Origin of the sequence: Geobacter sp. AOG1, assembly GCF_019972315.1 — a bacterium.
Lineage (GTDB): Bacteria > Desulfobacterota > Desulfuromonadia > Geobacterales > Geobacteraceae > Geomobilimonas.
In genome coordinates, this window is sequence record NZ_BLIZ01000001.1 from 1104192 (window position 1) to 1119425 (window position 15234).

The window sequence follows — 15234 nt, forward strand, 5'->3', positions numbered from 1 at the left end:
TCACTCCAGGTTCTGTATGTTCAGAACATACAGAACATACAGAACTTTGTCAAGCCATTTGTCGGCACTAAAAAGTGTTTCAAGGCTTGACTCTGTCTTCACTTATCCTGCGCCGGCAAAGGGCCTTCATACCTATTTCTTGAAGCTATCGAGCCATTTCCACCCATCGCTCAGTTCCGGGAATGCGGCACCGAGATGGACCGTCTTGACCGGGTCGGAGGGGGAGATGTTGAGGAAGACCGGTTCTTCCAGCAGTTCGACACCGGGGCCCCGCAGCGTGTGATTCTTGGCCCCGGCACTGCTGAAGGCGTCGAAAGCGACCTGGGAATTGGCGTAGGGGACCAGATCGTCGCTCTTATGGTGATACATCCGTATCGGTACGGTTGGCTTCCAGGCGGCATTCACGTTCAGCCGGTCCCGGTACGCGTCGTTCGCCTTGAGGAAGTCGAGCAGCGGGCTCGCAGGGAGCGTGAGCTGGTCGACGAACTGCTGGGTCAGGACGCTTTTCGGTATGATCAGGTTCACCGGGCTGTAGCCCATCCCCATGGCCTCGTTGATCCTGTCCGATGGCGAATTGCCGTCGAACAAGGGAGGAATGGTGGTGCTATAGGTTGACGTCAAGGCGGATGCGGTGTTGAAGAGAGCCCCTCCGGAGGCGTAATTGTAGCTGGTGAGCAGGAAAGGGAGGAAGTACGGGGCCTTGAAGGTGGTGTTGGAGAGTATGACCCCTCGCATGACGCCGGAAAGGTCATAGGGACCGGAGAGGGGGGCCGAGGCGGTGACGGTGAACTCTGCGGCATGATTGATCTGCAGTTCCCGCGTTGTGGTCATGGTCACGTACCCCCCCTCGGAATACCCCATGAGAAAGAGCTGGCTGTTCCATGAGCAGGGCGAGCTGCTTCCACCGATCAAGTCGCGGCTTGCCCTGAGCATGTCGATCACCTGCTGCGCCAGTGAACTGCCATGGACATAGGGCTGAGTGCCTGTGTTGTCCCCCAGCCCTTCGTAATCGGCCATGGCAACGGCATAACCAGTGGATGCGATTGCTGCCGCAACCATGACTTCAGGATAATCGGCCGGCCTGTCCAGGTGAGCCAGATACTGGGATGGGGAATAAGGGCGGTACGGTTCGGTGCCGTGCTGGTACAGGAGGATCGGTACCGAAGGTTTGGCGCCGAAGATCGATTTCGGGAGGATGAGCAGGCCGGTCATGGTGTGCAGTCGGCCATCCGCTCCGGTGGATTGATAGGTAACTTTCTGCATTTCGAGGGTATAGGAGATGCTGGTCAGCAGCGTGCCGAAGCTGTTGATAAAACCGCCCCACTCCCAGCCGCCCAATGCCCGCGCGGCAGGTTGCTGAATGCCGGTGGTGATGCTGGCCAGCAGTGCCTTGGGGTCGATGTTGACTACGCCCGCAGCAGCCTGCTGAGGGGATGAATGTGAACCGCAGCCTGCAGCGAGGAGCGACATGGCCACAACTACCGTACGAAGTACGCGTGGTGCGCCGATGAACATGGTCATGGTTATATCTCCTGTTCCGTATGTCCGGTGCGGGATTGTCAATAGTGGACAACCGCATACAGTTAAGAGTGTATGCCTGTAAACGTCATGAATCAAGTCTCAAACGCGGGCTGTTCCGCCGTATGCCCGGCGACGGCTGTTGTGGAAAATACAGGGACTATACGTAATTTAGGAAGGAAAAGGGCCAGGCATAAGCAGCCTGGCCCCCTTGTCGCACTGATTGCGCTACGAATCCACCTTCTATTCGGTGCGGCTGGTGACCTCCAGCAGGTGGAAGCCGAACTGGGTCTGGATCGGACCGAGGACCTTTCCCACTTCGCCGGTGAAAACAGCCTGATCGAACTCCTTGACCATCTGGCCCGGGCCGAAGGCACCCAGATCTCCGCCCTGCTTGCCCGACGGGCAGAGGGAATGTTCCCGCGCAACGGCCGCAAAGTCGGCACCAGTCTCAATCTGCTTCTTGAGGTCTTCACAGACCTCCTTGCTTTTCACCAGGATGTGGCGGGCAGTGGCTCTTGCCATTGTGTTCTCCTTGTTGTGTAAGTTTCTCCCGTGTGGGATGGGAAATCATAGCACAGTAGTTCAATGGTGGACAGCGTCTTTTGGCGCTGCCCACCCGGCGGGAAAGGCTCTGTTCGGTGTCAGCCGCCGTTTCTTGCCATACTGCTGGTCAACGGCGGACTGGGGCGCTAAACTGTAGCTATAACGCAAGAAAGGGGGAGCAGCCATGACAGCAACCATAACCTGTCAGGAACTGAACAAGCGGCTCGCTGACGGCGGTGCACTGCGTGTTGTCGATGTCCTGCCACCGGAGGTATATGCGGCCCGGCATCTTCCCGGCGCCCGCAACGCCTGCGTCTATGAGATCGTTTTTCTGAAGGGCGTTGCAGAACTGGCGCCCGACCCGGCCACGCCGCTAGTGCTGTACGACGCCACCGGCACGACCATGGCGGCGGCAACGGCTCGCGAGAAGCTGCTGGAGGCCGGCTACCGTGATGTGCGCGTCCTGTCCGGCGGTCTGGCTGGCTGGTGTGCAGCCGGCTTTCCCGTGGAACCGGCGGCCGACCCGCCACCGGAACCGGTCCTCAGGGATGGAACCTATCGGCTCGACCCGTCCGCTTCGGTTCTGGAATGGATCGGCCGGAATTTCAACAACCGGCACTATGGCCGGATCCCCTTCAGCGGTGGCGAGCTCGTCATCGCCGCCGGGGAACTGCAGCGGGGGGAGCTTACCCTGGATATGACCGGGATCACCAACCTGGACCTGCAGGACGAAACCTACCGGCGGATGCTCGTCCACCACCTGAAGTCGGATGACTTCTTCGCCGTCGACCGGTATCCCGTGGCCGGCATCCGGATCAGCGGCTGGCAGCGGATTGCCGGTGCCACACCGGGAGCGCCCGACCACACCGTGGAGGGTGAGCTGACCATCAAGGGGATCACCCGGCGGATAGCCTTCCCGGCCGCGGTGGCGCCCCAGGAAGACGGCAGCCTCAAGGCCCAGGCGGCCTTTGACATCGACCGAACCGCCTGGAATATCGCCTACGGTTCGGGCAAACTGTTCGAAAAACTGGGGATGCATCTGGTTCACGACCGGATCGATATCGAGCTGTTCATCGTCGCGCGACGGTCCGGGTAGATCGACTCTTCCCCTGCGAGGCACCATTGAAGTATGTAAAATGGCTGACAACAATCGTCCTTGGCTGCATTGCCCTCTATAGCATCTATATTGGCATTTCCCTCTACCGTCTCCCCTCGGTGGCAGCGCTTGCCGACCGCTCGGCGAACCTGACCATCCAGGTGAAGGACTGGAGGGGGAAGCTTCACCCTTTTGTCGTCGGTCCGCAGAACCCCTGGTGGACCCCGTCGAAAAGCATCCCCGCGGAGATGAAATGGGCGGTCATCGTGGCGGAAGACGTCAACTTCTACCGGCACGAGGGGATCGATGTCAAAGCGCTCAAGAACGCCATCACGTATGACCTGGAGAAGAAGCGCTTCGCCCGGGGTGCCTCGACCATCACCCAGCAGACGGCGAAGAATCTCTTTCTCTCCCGGGACAAGACCATCACCCGCAAGATCAAGGAGCTCTATCTCGCCAAGCGGCTGGAACAGGAACTGACCAAGGGGCGGATCATCGAACTCTACCTCAACGTCGTCGAGCTGGGACCGATGGTGTACGGGGTCGGCCATGGTGCCCGTTACTATTTCGGCAAGCCGGCCAGCACTCTCACCCCACGTGAATGCGCCTTCCTCGCCGCCATGCTTCCCGGCCCGCAGAAGGTCTACAATCCATATCGCCACCTGGACCGGGTGCTGAAACGCTCCGACATGATCCTGGGACAGTTGCGCCAGAAGGGGGTACTGAGTGAGGCGGAGTACCGCCAGGCGCTGGCGGAGACGCCCAATATCAGCGGCATGCAGAAGAAGGTGGATCAGAGTTTCTCCGCCAAGGCGCGGCGATTCTTCAGGGACCTGTTCGGGTTTTCCCGGTGAGCCCGGTGCAGGATTGCCGGGAACGATACTCAATGCACAAGGCGGCCGACTGGCCGCCTTTTCAGCTGATACACAATCTCCGTTCTTCCGGAACCTCCGGGACCACCCCGCCTATCGGTCAGGAACTGTGCCGTTGCCGCCAGCCCTCAGGGAATCGATGCTCCAGATTCCACCCCCCTGCGCAGCGATGAACAGGAACACAAAGCAGTAAATTACGGCGAGTTCGCCATTGTTCTGGATCGGCAACAGCGCCTTGGGCCCGTGCGCCATCCAGTAGGCGACGGCCATCTCACCGCTCGCTATGAAGGCTGCCCAGTGGGTGAACAGGCCGACCATCACCAGGATGCCCCCAACCAGTTCGATGGAGCCACCGACATAGGTAATGAAGGGGGGAACTCCTGGCGGCATGCCCATCGGAAATCCGAACAGCTTCTGGGCGCCGTGCCACAGAAACAGAAAACCGACAACGATCCGCATCAGCGCGTAACAGTGGGAACTGTACTTCGACATGAATGATTTCATGGTAACACCTCCCGTTAATTGCTCTGCCTTGCGTTCATTATACACCGTGATGGAGAAAGTGGGGGACGCCCCAGGGGTGAGTAAATAAAAAAGACCTCATATATCCGATTATAATTGACGAAGCTCTTCGTATGCATGTATAGTAACTCCAGGCATCAACGCAAACCAGGATTGAAAGGAGACTACGCCGATGTGGACTGAAAGATTTCGTATTCGCCCGGTATCCCGTTGCAAGGAAGGTTGCAGTATTTAGCCCGCCAAGCTGATTGGCGGGCGATTCCAGAAAGCCCCTGTAGAAATACGGGGGCTTTTTCTTTCCCTATCGGCCTGTCTCCCGGCTGGCGGTCCGCCAGTCCCCTTGTTGGCACTGCACCCCCCCAGGGACAGCCGTGCTCTTCACGGCGAAGACGGGTTATGAAACGACAAAGGCGGCCAATTGGCCGCCTTTGTCGTTTGTGCCGCTATGCTTGCATTTCCCGGATTGCCTTTGCCCGGACATCCGGGTAAACTGCCGGCAAGGAGGATGGTAACCGTGAACCTGCTCTACAGCCTCGATCTGCTCGGTACCGCTGCCTTTGCAGCGTCCGGCGCACTGGCCGGCATTCGCCGGGATATGGACCTGTTCGGCGTGCTGATGCTCGGCATGGTAACCGCGACCGGCGGCGGAACCCTGCGGGACCTGCTTCTGGGGGACACTCCGCCCTTCGTCTTCAAGGACGAGACCTATTTCTACCTCTCGATTTTCGTCTCCCTGGCGGTTTTTCTGTTCCACAGGCGGGTGGGCCTCCTGCAGCTCCCCCTCCTCTACCTCGACGCACTGGGACTGGGCACCTTCGTGGTGATCGGCACCGGCAAGGCGCTCGACTTCCAGATGGGTTTCATCGGCTCGGTGATGATGGGGGTCATGACCGCCACCGCCGGGGGGATGATGCGCGACATGCTCTCCTCCCAGGTTCCGCTGGTGCTGCAAAAGGAGGTCTACGCCTCAGCCTGCCTGGTGGGGGGGACCCTCCTCTACCTGCTCCACCTCACCCCCCTGCCGACCACCTGGTCGCTCATCCTCTCCGCGCTGGCGGTGATCGTGCTGCGTGTCTGCGCCATCCACTTCAACTGGTCATTGCCGAAGGCCTCCCGAAATTCCGGCAGCTGCTGATCGCTGCGTATCACGATTTCTTGACCTGGGTCATGTGACCTGCTGCGGACTCCGTGTACTCTGGCACTTGCTGACGGGGATGACGCCCGCCAGTTACCAACCATTCACAAGGAGTTTGAACCATGGGAAATTGCGGATGCGGCCACGACGCCGGGGCTGGGCCTTATGCAGAAGGAAGGGAACTGGTGGAGTTCGTCAGCCGAGCCCACGGCGGCAGCCTCAGGGAGCGGCCAGTTCCCGGTGGCGGCTTACCCACCACCTGTCGGGGGTGCGGCGCCCCCTTCACCCTGATCAGCTTTGTGGACAGCTGCCCGGCCTGTGGTGGTGTTCATGCCGTATCGCCGCCACGCTGCGACGATCCGGCGAATATCCAGTTTGCAGGGGCGGGTTACACGTTGCCGTGAAGCTGAAGGGGTAACGGAAAATTATGCCAGGCCGAATATCCAGACAAGCCCCACCGCCACAAAGACCGACGGCAGCATGTTGCCCACCGGCAGACGCTTGATCCCGATCAGGTCGAGACCGATTGCGGCGATCAGCAGGCCGCCGACCGCATTCATCTCCAGGACGACGGGTTCGGTCAGCATCGCCCTGGCGGAGACGGCAGCCAGGGTTATCCCCCCCTGGTAGAGCGCCACCGGCAGTGCCGAAAAGAGCACGCCGATTCCGAGCGTCGAAGCCAGGGCAATGGAAGCTATCCCGTCCAGCGCGGCTTTGGCGTAGAGAATGGCCGGCTTCCCCCCCAGGCCGTCCTGGAGCGATCCCATGATCGCCATGGCGCCGACGCAGTAGAGGAGGCTGGCCGCCACAAAGCCCTCCGCACTGTTCCCCGCGCCGGCAAAACGGCCCTGCATCCACTGGCCGAACCTCTCCAGACGCGCCTCTATCTGCACGATCTCACCGATCACCCCGCCCAGCAGCAGACTGCCGATAACGATCATCGGCTGCCTGCTCTTCAGCGCCAGTTGCAGCCCGATCAACAGCACCGTCAGCCCCAGCCCCGCCATGACAGTCTGCCGCATCCGGCTCGGGGCGATGCGGCCGGCATAGCGGCCGACCAGGGCGCCGGCACAGATCGCGGCAACGTTGACGATGGTTCCGGTCAGAATCATGCTTCTTCATCCTCCTGGGCAGTAGTGCGTTCCCATCAACTGCCGAATCCCGTGTAACCGGACGGGGGCACTGTACCAGAATCACGGAGGATGGTCAATCGCGACCGGGTGCAACGCTTGCTGCCAGGTGGGTGGCCACTCGTCATAGGGGAGCTTACCTCACCGGGGCCGGAATGCAATCGGGAGCAGGGACGTGCCCCTCCCGTACCATATCACAAACTGCCTTTATGTCTTACCGCCAAAGGATTACACTGTAAGTACAGCAAAGTGACAAGGCAGTCGTCACTTCGGGAAACGAAAAGGAGGCGATAACGATGGCAACCGCAATCAATCCGGTTATCTGGTTCGAGATTCCGGTCGTCGATCTGGATCGGGCCAAGGCCTTTTATGAAGCCGTATTCGGCTATACGCTCACCACGTCGGACATGGGCCCGCTCCTGATGGCAATGTTCCCCATGAACGAGAATGCGACTCAGGGGGCCGCCGGTTCGCTGGTAAAGGGTGATGGCTATGTTCCCGCGAGGACGGGGACCGTGATCTATTTCTCCGTGCAGGACATACCGGCGACGCTGGAACGGGTCGCAGCCGGCGGCGGAAAAGAGCTTCTGCCGAAGACGAGCATCGGTCAGTATGGCTTCATCGGCCGCTTCGAGGATACGGAAGGGAACGTGGTGGCGCTGCACAGCATGGCTTAGGTGTCGCGCAACCCATGCCCGAAGCGCAGGTGCCGCAGAACAAAGGATGACGGTTTAGCAATTGCCCCGCATGGAGAAACATGCTATAACTGACCGTCACCCGAACCACAGGGACCACCCCTGTGGTTTTTTTATTGGGCACCACACCGAGGGAGAACATCATGAGAAGACCGTTATCGGCCGGAAGCATCATTGAAACCCAGTGCACCCGCTGCCGGGCACTGATGAATCATACCATCGTCGCCATGGTCGGGGAAAAGATCGTGCGCGTCGAGTGCAATACCTGCCACAGCATGCACAACTATCACCCGGTCAAGGCGGCCAAAGAGCCTGCTGCTGCCAGGACCACCCTGAAAAAAACGGCGACGCCCCGTACGCGCACGGCGAAAGCCGATCCGGTGGCCGCTGCTGCTGCCGAGTGGGAGGCACTGCAGCCGGGCTGGGATCCGGAAAAGGCGATCCCGTACGACATGGAAAGAAAGTACCGCGTCAACAACCTGCTGCTGCACCCCCTGTTCGGGCTCGGCATCGTGCAGCTCGTCCTGCCGAACAAGATCGACGTGCTGTTTAAGGGGGGGAAGAAGCGGCTCCGTTGCGGATAAGAAGGTGCGCAAGACGGCCCGGCATTCCGGAATTTCCCGCCCGGTCGACTTCCGTCCCGTGCTATAATGGGACCAGGAAGAAAGGGGGCGAAAGGTCATGACGAATGAACGGTGCGACATCAAGGTCTGGAGCGGAGCCTGTGAGCACAGCTCCTACGAAAGCATCGGGGACAAATACCTGTGTGACGTCTGCGGGACGATCAGCAGCATCGACCATGAAGTAAGCCATGAAGGATTTGTTCATATCAGTGGCGATGAGCACGCGCTCAGTTAATGCTGCGAGTGCTGGCGGAACAGACGCTGACAAAGGGAGATGGGGCGAGAAGGGTGGCCGGGTGGTCACCCTTTGATGTTGCAAGGCGGGAATGCGCTATCCTTTGTCCGCTGCTTAGCGTATAGTTGACCTCGGCGTACCTCCAGAAAACACCTCCTCACGGACCCTCAATCCGAAATTCCTTCTCCTCCCCCTCGGGGATACTCCGCACAACTCCTTCCGAGCGAACCTCCCCCCAACCCAAAACACACAACGAACGGGGAAATGTGTGAAAACATCTCCCTCGCGGCCAGAACAGGATATGACACCCTTATGAAAATGCCGAAAAAATTTGAGATGCTTGTCCATAACGGCCTCGTCGACGAGGTCGTCGCCCAGCTCATGAGCGGCAAGGAGGCCGAGGTCTATGTTGTCCAGTCCATGGGAGAGCTTCGCTGTGCCAAGGTATACAAGGACGCCGACAACCGGAGCTTCAGCAGGCAGACCCTGTACCAGGAAGGGCGCAAGGTGAAGAACAGCCGCCAGGCCCGCGCCATAGGGAAGAACACGAAATATGGCAGGAAAGAGCAGGAAGGTGCCTGGCAGAACGCCGAGGTGGATGCCCTGCGCCGCCTTGCCGCTGCTGGCGTGCGCGTGCCGAAAATTTTCAGCTACGTCGGTGGAATATTGCTGATGGAGCTGGTGGTCGACGATAACGGCAACACCGCGCCGAGGCTCAACGATGTCAAGCTGACCGGGACGCAGGCCCGCGAATACCACCGCACCTTGATCGGGCAGATCGTTCTCATGCTCTGCGCCGGACTCGTCCACGGCGACCTGTCCGAGTACAACGTGCTCGTCGGCAGCGACGGGCCGGTCATCATCGACCTTCCCCAGGCCATCGATGCCGCGGGGAACAACAACGCAGCCGGCATGCTCTTGCGGGATGTCGCCAACATGACCGCCTACTTCGGCCGGTTCGCGCCCGAACTCCTGGCCACCGACTACGGCCGGGAGATCTGGAAACTCTATGCCACCGGCGAGCTCAGGCCGGAGACCCCGCTGACCGGCCGTTTTGAGCAGGGCAGCAAACCGGCCGACGTGCATGGCGTCATGCGGGATGTGGATGCGGTGCGGCGCTGGCATGAGCGCAACAGTTGAAAATGCGCACATAGGGCGGTGACATCGGACGTTGCCGCAGAAACAGCAAAGGCGGCCGATTGGCCGCCTCTACCCCGTACACCGCAAGGGAGACGGGCCCGCTATTTCTGGTTCGAAAATCCGAGACGGCCCAGATGATTGCAGATGAAGCTGCCCCCCATGCGGAGAGAGTACTCACAGAACTTGGGGTTTGGCTTTTTCACCTTGCACTCGAAAAAATCCTGGCTGATCATGCGGGTACGGCAAATTCTCTCGGCACTCCACACGTTAAATATCCTCATAGTTCCACCTTCAGTTCCTAATTTTTCTGTGTCGAGATTGTCGGACTATTTCTTCTTTTCCGCTTTTTTGATCTTTTTTTCAGCCTTCTTTTCCTTCGGTGTCTTGGCAGGTGCTTTTTTAACGGCTTTCTTGGTGTCCTCGCCTTTGCTCATGACTGGTACTCCTTATCACGTACGGTTATGGTGCGTATCAAAACATCTCTCCACGGTTAGCCATACTATACCACTCCTTGGAACGGGAGCGGCACAAATTCCGGAAATCACTTCCCCGGTCTGATCGGGCGGGACTCCAGCAGCGGTTCGAGAAACTTTTCAAAGGTGGCGAGTTGCTTGGAGGTCAGCAGATCGGTGTCCCCTTCGTTATCGAGCAAAAAGGTGCCGACGCCGATGACCGTTCTTGCCAGATAGCCGGTCCCGGCAACGCTCTGTTCAATCTCATCGGATCGTTTGCTTAGCAGGTTGTTCAGCAGGGCCAGGTCGACTTTCATAGGTGTGTTCTCCAGAGTTGATGTGTGTTTCTCGCAAAATCGGGACAGGCTGCATTTCCCGCGAAACGCAGCCTGTCCCGTTATCACTGCTCGTGTTGTATTGTTTACCAGTCTTCCCCTTCATCTCCGGCCATTCTGTCCACATGGGGATGGGTGGTCATATGCATATCGTCTCCCGACCGCAACCAGATGTACACGAAGAGGATGGCCGATACCAGTGTGATGATAAGCAGGCTCATGCCCGTTCCGAACATTTCCCAGCCGATGCCTGTCATGGTGGCAACCTCCTTTCCTTCTCGGTTCGTTCACGGTGCAACTGCGTCGAACCATTGTTTCTGCCTGGCTTTATAATAGCACATCCGGGGCTGAACGGTCCCCAGAATTTCCCGCCGCTCAGTACGGCCGCAGCTGCGGGCCTGCGCCGATATGCCAGTGGAGATGTTTGGAGGACTGGTACTCGCCCAGGTTGGTGTAGACCCGGGCCGCCCCGAAGCGGGCCATGAAGTCCCCGGCGATCATTTTCGCCGTCTGCATCAGCTCCAGCAGCAGGTCATTGTCCGCATCTTCCAGGGTGATCAGCGACTCGACGTGCTTTTTGGGGAGGAGGACGACGTGGTTTTCCCACAGGGGGTTGGTGTGGTGGAAGGCGAAGACCCGCTCGTTCTCGTAGTAGACCGGCACGTCCAGCAGGCCCTTCAGGATCTTGCCGCAATAGAAATCACAGGTGGAATCGGTCATCGGTTGTCGTCCTCTCGAGCCGGCTGTGTGCATGTCAATCGCTACCCCCGGGCTTTCCCTGCTTCCGCGGGCCGGCGGCCGACTGCGGCCGTTTCCCTGTGAGCAGCTGCGTGCAGACCACCTCCAGCCCCTTGTCCTTGTTGGATATCCACCAGTCGGCATTCGTCTGCCGGTTCACCAGGGGTTCGATGGCCTTGAATACCTCCGGAGAGGTCTCCTGCCAGACCTTCAGCCGGTCCTTCCGCACCTTCTCCGCCCAGACCACCAGCTTGGGTGCCCCTGTCAGTTTCATGGCCGCTCCTTTCCCGGCAACCGGGCCGAGGCGGCAAGCCGCAGGTACAGCCGCTCGACCTTGGCCCTCGCCCAGGGGGTCCTGCGCAGGAATTGCAGGCTGGACTTGATGCTGGGGGAATTGTGGAAACACCGGATATCGATCCGCCGTCCCATGGCTTCCCAGCCCTGATGTTCCACCAGCCAGGCAAGCATGGCTTCCAGGGTGATGCCGTGCAGGGGGTCTTTCGTTGTGCGATCGATCATAGTGTGCTCTCTTTACCAGGCACCTCCAGAAGCGCACCCCTTCCTTTCGGCGACCCTTTTTCCTCCCGGACCTGCCACTTGAAAACCTCTTCCGTCGATCCCTTTTCAGCCTCCTGCTGATCGCCACCCAGAAGGCGGGCCAGGGTCGGAGCTTCGGTGAATGAGCACTGCACGTCCACCACTTCCAGGCCAACGTCCGCCAGCGCACGATTCAGGTGCGCGACGACCGGCGTCAGGAACTCCCGCATGGCGTCGTCGCCGGTCATGGCGACCGGCTTGAGTTCCAGCCGGGCAGAGCTCTCCACCAGCAGCTTCTTGACTGCCGATGGCAGGCGTTCCCCGTGGGCGACAAAACTGTCGTAGGCACGCTGCCACGCTGCCGGCTGCATGAGGTATTCGAAGCGGAGCGACAGACGGCAGCTCCACACCGTCCCCTCTCGGCCCGGAGAAAAGATCTCCACCTTGAATGGCCGGTCCAGCAACTGGAATTCCGGTAATTCGACGATGCTCTGCCCGCGCGATACAAAATCGAACCGGTTACGAACCGTCGTCTCGGGAACAAAGAAGACCACCTTCCCGTCGCGCACTACCACCGAATTCGTGAGGATCTTGAGCCGGATCAGCCCTTTGTAGAGGGCAAGGAAGAACACGACCATGGCAACAAGGCTGATCAGCCACTGTTCATAGGCAAGTGTAACTATGATGGCAACTAAAAGCACGAACAGCACCACATAGATCGTAAAACGGTTTACAAACCATACGATTCGATGAAGGTTCATACGTTACCCCTTGCTTGCAACGAAGACGCGTTCCGCATTTCCGGGAGAACCGCGGTCATTGAAATCTGTCAGTATAGTCTACATCAATTCTGGGAACTTGCCGCGATCGTGAGTGGCGGGTTTAATCAGTTCCAGCGCAACTGCTGGTTGGCGAAGTCGATGTGGAAGCGATGGTCACGGAGAAAGTTCATGCCAAGAAGCCCTTCTGCTTTCCCCTTCTCACCCTGAAACGGCATGATGCTCACCTCTGCAGGGGAGCTGGTCTTCGACCCGACAGAAATTGATTCGAGCATGGCTGACCTGGTGGCAACTTGGCTTCCGTCGGCAATCCGCACCGACCTTCCACGAGTGGAGTTCCAGTCGATATTGAGCCGGGCGGCGACATCTTCATGGATCGTGGTCAACGAAGCCCCGGTATCAAGGACGAGCCACACCTGTACGGCTATACTGCCGTTGCGCAAGGTTACCGGCACAAGCACCTGGTCACCGACAATTCTCACGCTGGTCGTCTGCCCCTTCTCGCTATCCTTGTACTGCGTAACCTGGTTGCGATAGGCAGGGGGGATGTTGTCTCCATTGTCGACGAAGTGGATTACACCATTGGCGTCCGTGTACTTGTAGAAGTTGGCTCCTTCGGAAGGGGTCGCTAGCACCTGATTTGGGACTGGTGGTTCATTTGAGGCTGCCGGAGGCTGTTGCAGCTCTGTTCCGGTCGCCGTACTGGCCGGTGCCGGTGGTTGCATGGACTGCCCGGTACGATTACCCACCAAGAGCGTCCCGAAATGGCCGGGAGCCAACATGAAAACGGCAACCACCCCGACTGCCAGCACAACCAGCATGGTGATGAGCATAGAATGGCTTTGCCCCTCGCCGCCACGCCGAAGTCTGCGCGCACGAGGATTATGGATCAGCACTGCGGGCTCTTCCTGGAGCCATCGGTTTTTGAGCTGGTTCGTGTAGCTTACGAGCTTCTTGCGCACCTGCGGATCGGCACACTTTTCCGTCACGTCATCGAACACCGTGATGGCACTTCGGTAACTCGTGCTGGAACGAACCAGAGGGATCGCCAGCCAACTCAAGAGATCGAGGGTTGTCGTCTGGGCCTTGATATAGTCATGTGATGCTTCGCCGCCTGCCTCTGCGGCCTTCCGGAGTGCATCAAGAATAGCATCGGCGAACTCGTAGAGTGCGGAAATGAGGATAGAGTTCTGCTCGTCTCCGTTCCCGGCCCACTTCAATTCATCGGCTACTCGTTTTTGAAATTCCTGACACGAGGCGACAATCATTTGTGGCGAGTCTATCGGTGTAATTGTTTTTAACCCTCTTGCTCTGCTAATTTCAGGCGGTCCTTCTGCCATGTTGGCATTATTGCACAGTTAGTCTACTTACATCGCGCAGCTAATAGCCGCGTTCAAGACTAAGAACCTTCTTCACCCGACCACTGTTGTCAAAACAGACGCCCTGCATGAACTCCGTAGGACCAAAGTTGTACAGCCACATTTCGTAACAATCCCGCCGAACATTAAACTGACTACGAACTGGTTGACCACAATCCTCCAGTACCTCCTGTTTTGTGTCTCCCTTGGTGGCCAGACCGTTTTTGCAGTGGCACGATTCGAATTCATTCATTTCTGCAGTTGCGTTTACTGCCAGAGCCGTGACAGTAAAGCAAATTATAACTATAATCTTCAATATGCCCTCCTAATATCTGTCATACCCCCACCCCCTGGGAAAGAATCTGGTGATAGGCATTTGTATTGCGATCATAAAAAACTGCCCCATCAGCTCCCACACTGACAACAGGCACTCAACTCTCGCCTTGAGTCGCAACTTCAGGGGAAGCCGTACCTTTTTGCTGTGCGGCAACGAGACGCATCTGCCGGTCATGCAGCGGCGCAAGCACCAATTGTGCTGTCAACGCCCCCAGAAGCGCAGTGAACATGTCCCACTGGGTATCCCAGGGATCGCCCTGCGTTCCCAGGAAGGCATCGGCGCCCTGTCCGAGCGCAACTGCCGACCACCATTCGATGAACTCGTAACAGGCGCTGATGGCGAGGCAGATGGAAGCAACGATAAAGAACAGCCAACCTCCGCGAACAAGGGGAGTCCGCCGCAGAAGAATTTCCCGGGCTGCGATTGCCGGCACGAAGCCCTGGGCAAAATGGCCGATCCGGTCATAGGGGTTCCGAGAGAGCCCGAACATATCCTGCAGGGTGAAGCCGAACGGGACCTCGGCGTAGGTGTAATGCCCGCCGATGAAAAGGATGATGGCGTGGACGACGATCAGCCGGTAGAGCAGCGGCGTGAGGGGGAATGTGCGGTAGGTCGCGGCAAGAATCGGCACGGCTAGCAGAAAGGGGAAAATTTCCAGTATCCACGTCAGACGGTCATGTGGATTGAGGCCCGAAATGGCGAGTGCAAGGAAGGCGCCACACAGAAGGAGCAGCGGTTCGACATGGCTTTTGGGTTGATCGTCGTCACTCATCGGCCCCTCCTGGGTACTGCATGGCAAATTCCTCATCTACATACACACGTGGAGACAGGTGTGTCAAGGTTTAAAGGCCGTGGCCCGGGACTCGGGACCTGGGGTCAGCAAATCTTTGAAGGCGGGGACCGGTGCCGAAGATGTGGTATAGTTACTGAAACGAAAGGGAAGGGGAGCGCCATGTCACTTACCAAAACGTGGTACACAGTCGAGCAGGCAGCCGCAAAGTACGGTATCCCCGCATCTCGGATAGACGAATGGGTGGAAAGTGGCCTGGTTCGCACCGAGGAGAATGGGGACAAGGTGCTGGTCAACGGAAATGACATAGAACAGGAACTGGACATGGTGCCGTCCGTGTAGGCTGGTAAGCCGGGACTCGGGATCCGGGATCCGGGACCTGGGATTGGTGAAATG

The 15234-nt window shown here is 58.6% G+C and carries 22 protein-coding genes; 9 read left to right on the forward strand and 13 right to left on the reverse strand.

Going from position 1 to position 15234, the window contains the following annotated elements; genetic code table 11:
- Positions 1-132: 132 nt before the first annotated feature.
- Positions 133-1521 (reverse strand): lipase family protein, encoded by a 1389-nt coding sequence (locus tag LDN04_RS05010; RefSeq protein ID WP_223907113.1) that lies wholly within the window; start codon positions 1519-1521, stop codon positions 133-135.
- 240 nt (positions 1522-1761) lie between these two features.
- Positions 1762-2043, reverse strand: coding sequence for a peptidylprolyl isomerase (locus tag LDN04_RS05015; RefSeq protein WP_238482225.1), 282 nt, complete (start codon positions 2041-2043; stop codon positions 1762-1764).
- A 205-nt stretch (positions 2044-2248) separates the two neighbouring features.
- Between LDN04_RS05015 and LDN04_RS05020 the strand changes: the two genes are divergently transcribed.
- Both LDN04_RS05020 and LDN04_RS05025 read left to right on the forward strand, forming a co-directional pair.
- Positions 2249-3160 (forward strand): YceI family protein, encoded by a 912-nt coding sequence (locus LDN04_RS05020; protein WP_223907115.1) that lies wholly within the window; start codon positions 2249-2251, stop codon positions 3158-3160.
- A gap of 26 nt (positions 3161-3186) precedes the next feature.
- The gene (locus LDN04_RS05025) at positions 3187-4014 is read left to right on the forward strand and encodes a transglycosylase domain-containing protein (protein ID WP_223907118.1); all 828 of its coding nucleotides are present in this window, start codon (positions 3187-3189) and stop codon (positions 4012-4014) included.
- Positions 4015-4125: 111 nt separating this feature from the next.
- Here LDN04_RS05025 and LDN04_RS05030 read toward each other — a convergent pair whose 3' ends face one another.
- Complete coding sequence (locus LDN04_RS05030; protein WP_223907120.1) at positions 4126-4536, reverse strand: DoxX family protein; 411 nt, start codon at positions 4534-4536, stop codon at positions 4126-4128.
- A gap of 532 nt (positions 4537-5068) precedes the next feature.
- Between LDN04_RS05030 and LDN04_RS05035 the strand changes: the two genes are divergently transcribed.
- Together LDN04_RS05035 and LDN04_RS05040 are read left to right on the forward strand one after the other, a co-directional pair.
- Entirely contained in the window at positions 5069-5689 is a 621-nt protein-coding gene (locus LDN04_RS05035) for a trimeric intracellular cation channel family protein (protein WP_223907122.1), read from the forward strand.
- A gap of 122 nt (positions 5690-5811) precedes the next feature.
- Complete coding sequence (locus LDN04_RS05040) at positions 5812-6093, forward strand: hydrogenase maturation nickel metallochaperone HypA (RefSeq protein WP_223907124.1); 282 nt, start codon at positions 5812-5814, stop codon at positions 6091-6093.
- A 21-nt stretch (positions 6094-6114) separates the two neighbouring features.
- Here the strand turns inward: LDN04_RS05040 and LDN04_RS05045 are convergent, their stop codons facing one another.
- Positions 6115-6801 (reverse strand): DUF554 domain-containing protein, encoded by a 687-nt coding sequence (locus LDN04_RS05045; RefSeq protein ID WP_223907127.1) that lies wholly within the window; start codon positions 6799-6801, stop codon positions 6115-6117.
- Positions 6802-7115: 314 nt separating this feature from the next.
- On the opposite strand from LDN04_RS05045, the gene LDN04_RS05050 reads away from it, so the two are divergent.
- From LDN04_RS05050 to LDN04_RS05065, 4 genes are all read left to right on the forward strand, one after another.
- Positions 7116-7496, forward strand: a complete 381-nt coding sequence (locus LDN04_RS05050; RefSeq protein ID WP_223907129.1) for a VOC family protein — start codon at positions 7116-7118, stop codon at positions 7494-7496.
- Between the two features lie 161 nt (positions 7497-7657).
- Entirely contained in the window at positions 7658-8098 is a 441-nt protein-coding gene (locus tag LDN04_RS05055; RefSeq protein WP_223907132.1) for a hypothetical protein, read from the forward strand.
- A gap of 97 nt (positions 8099-8195) precedes the next feature.
- Complete coding sequence (locus tag LDN04_RS05060; protein ID WP_223907135.1) at positions 8196-8372, forward strand: hypothetical protein; 177 nt, start codon at positions 8196-8198, stop codon at positions 8370-8372.
- Between the two features lie 312 nt (positions 8373-8684).
- Positions 8685-9512 (forward strand): PA4780 family RIO1-like protein kinase, encoded by an 828-nt coding sequence (locus LDN04_RS05065; RefSeq protein ID WP_374045137.1) that lies wholly within the window; start codon positions 8685-8687, stop codon positions 9510-9512.
- A 541-nt stretch (positions 9513-10053) separates the two neighbouring features.
- Here the strand turns inward: LDN04_RS05065 and LDN04_RS05070 are convergent.
- The 9 genes from LDN04_RS05070 to LDN04_RS05110 all read right to left on the reverse strand — a co-directional run bounded on the left by LDN04_RS05070 (position 10054) and on the right by LDN04_RS05110 (position 14820).
- Positions 10054-10281 (reverse strand): hypothetical protein, encoded by a 228-nt coding sequence (locus LDN04_RS05070; protein ID WP_223907142.1) that lies wholly within the window; start codon positions 10279-10281, stop codon positions 10054-10056.
- A gap of 104 nt (positions 10282-10385) precedes the next feature.
- A complete protein-coding gene (locus LDN04_RS05075; RefSeq protein WP_223907145.1) occupies positions 10386-10556 on the reverse strand; it encodes a hypothetical protein in 171 nt (56 codons plus the stop codon).
- A gap of 118 nt (positions 10557-10674) precedes the next feature.
- Positions 10675-11019, reverse strand: a complete 345-nt coding sequence (locus LDN04_RS05080; protein ID WP_223907147.1) for an HIT family protein — start codon at positions 11017-11019, stop codon at positions 10675-10677.
- 34 nt (positions 11020-11053) lie between these two features.
- Complete coding sequence (locus LDN04_RS05085; RefSeq protein WP_223907150.1) at positions 11054-11311, reverse strand: hypothetical protein; 258 nt, start codon at positions 11309-11311, stop codon at positions 11054-11056.
- The gene (locus LDN04_RS05090; RefSeq protein WP_223907153.1) at positions 11308-11556 is read right to left on the reverse strand and encodes a VF530 family DNA-binding protein; all 249 of its coding nucleotides are present in this window, start codon (positions 11554-11556) and stop codon (positions 11308-11310) included. Before LDN04_RS05090 ends, LDN04_RS05085 begins: the two co-directional genes overlap by 4 nt.
- Complete coding sequence (locus LDN04_RS05095; protein WP_223907156.1) at positions 11553-12335, reverse strand: hypothetical protein; 783 nt, start codon at positions 12333-12335, stop codon at positions 11553-11555. Before LDN04_RS05095 ends, LDN04_RS05090 begins: the two co-directional genes overlap by 4 nt.
- A 125-nt stretch (positions 12336-12460) precedes the next feature.
- Positions 12461-13573, reverse strand: a complete 1113-nt coding sequence (locus LDN04_RS05100; protein WP_223907159.1) for an aspartyl protease family protein — start codon at positions 13571-13573, stop codon at positions 12461-12463.
- 160 nt (positions 13574-13733) lie between these two features.
- On the reverse strand, positions 13734-14027 hold the full coding sequence (locus LDN04_RS05105) for a DUF2845 domain-containing protein (protein WP_223907162.1): 294 nt from the start codon (positions 14025-14027) through the stop codon (positions 13734-13736).
- 115 nt (positions 14028-14142) lie between these two features.
- Positions 14143-14820 (reverse strand): DUF2238 domain-containing protein, encoded by a 678-nt coding sequence (locus LDN04_RS05110; protein ID WP_223907165.1) that lies wholly within the window; start codon positions 14818-14820, stop codon positions 14143-14145.
- 180 nt (positions 14821-15000) lie between these two features.
- Here LDN04_RS05110 and LDN04_RS05115 point away from each other — a divergent pair, with 180 nt between their 5' ends.
- Positions 15001-15180: a helix-turn-helix domain-containing protein gene (locus tag LDN04_RS05115; RefSeq protein ID WP_223907168.1), complete on the forward strand. Its 180-nt coding sequence runs from the start codon at positions 15001-15003 to the stop codon at positions 15178-15180.
- Positions 15181-15234 lie beyond the last annotated feature (54 nt).

Coding starts and splice junctions, on each gene's coding strand:
- LDN04_RS05030 (WP_223907120.1), bottom strand. CDS start 4,536: ATGAAATCATTCATGTCGAAGTACAGTTCCCACTGTTACGCGCTGATG.
- LDN04_RS05080 (WP_223907147.1), bottom strand. CDS start 11,019: ATGACCGATTCCACCTGTGATTTCTATTGCGGCAAGATCCTGAAGGGC.
- LDN04_RS05010 (WP_223907113.1), bottom strand. CDS start 1,521: ATGACCATGTTCATCGGCGCACCACGCGTACTTCGTACGGTAGTTGTG.
- LDN04_RS05020 (WP_223907115.1), top strand. CDS start 2,249: ATGACAGCAACCATAACCTGTCAGGAACTGAACAAGCGGCTCGCTGAC.
- LDN04_RS05115 (WP_223907168.1), top strand. CDS start 15,001: ATGTCACTTACCAAAACGTGGTACACAGTCGAGCAGGCAGCCGCAAAG.
- LDN04_RS05065 (WP_374045137.1), top strand. CDS start 8,685: ATGAAAATGCCGAAAAAATTTGAGATGCTTGTCCATAACGGCCTCGTC.
- LDN04_RS05085 (WP_223907150.1), bottom strand. CDS start 11,311: ATGAAACTGACAGGGGCACCCAAGCTGGTGGTCTGGGCGGAGAAGGTG.
- LDN04_RS05015 (WP_238482225.1), bottom strand. CDS start 2,043: ATGGCAAGAGCCACTGCCCGCCACATCCTGGTGAAAAGCAAGGAGGTC.
- LDN04_RS05060 (WP_223907135.1), top strand. CDS start 8,196: ATGACGAATGAACGGTGCGACATCAAGGTCTGGAGCGGAGCCTGTGAG.
- LDN04_RS05090 (WP_223907153.1), bottom strand. CDS start 11,556: ATGATCGATCGCACAACGAAAGACCCCCTGCACGGCATCACCCTGGAA.
- LDN04_RS05075 (WP_223907145.1), bottom strand. CDS start 10,556: ATGACAGGCATCGGCTGGGAAATGTTCGGAACGGGCATGAGCCTGCTT.
- LDN04_RS05050 (WP_223907129.1), top strand. CDS start 7,116: ATGGCAACCGCAATCAATCCGGTTATCTGGTTCGAGATTCCGGTCGTC.
- LDN04_RS05110 (WP_223907165.1), bottom strand. CDS start 14,820: ATGAGTGACGACGATCAACCCAAAAGCCATGTCGAACCGCTGCTCCTT.
- LDN04_RS05045 (WP_223907127.1), bottom strand. CDS start 6,801: ATGATTCTGACCGGAACCATCGTCAACGTTGCCGCGATCTGTGCCGGC.
- LDN04_RS05095 (WP_223907156.1), bottom strand. CDS start 12,335: ATGAACCTTCATCGAATCGTATGGTTTGTAAACCGTTTTACGATCTAT.
- LDN04_RS05055 (WP_223907132.1), top strand. CDS start 7,658: ATGAGAAGACCGTTATCGGCCGGAAGCATCATTGAAACCCAGTGCACC.
- LDN04_RS05070 (WP_223907142.1), bottom strand. CDS start 10,281: ATGAAAGTCGACCTGGCCCTGCTGAACAACCTGCTAAGCAAACGATCC.
- LDN04_RS05040 (WP_223907124.1), top strand. CDS start 5,812: ATGGGAAATTGCGGATGCGGCCACGACGCCGGGGCTGGGCCTTATGCA.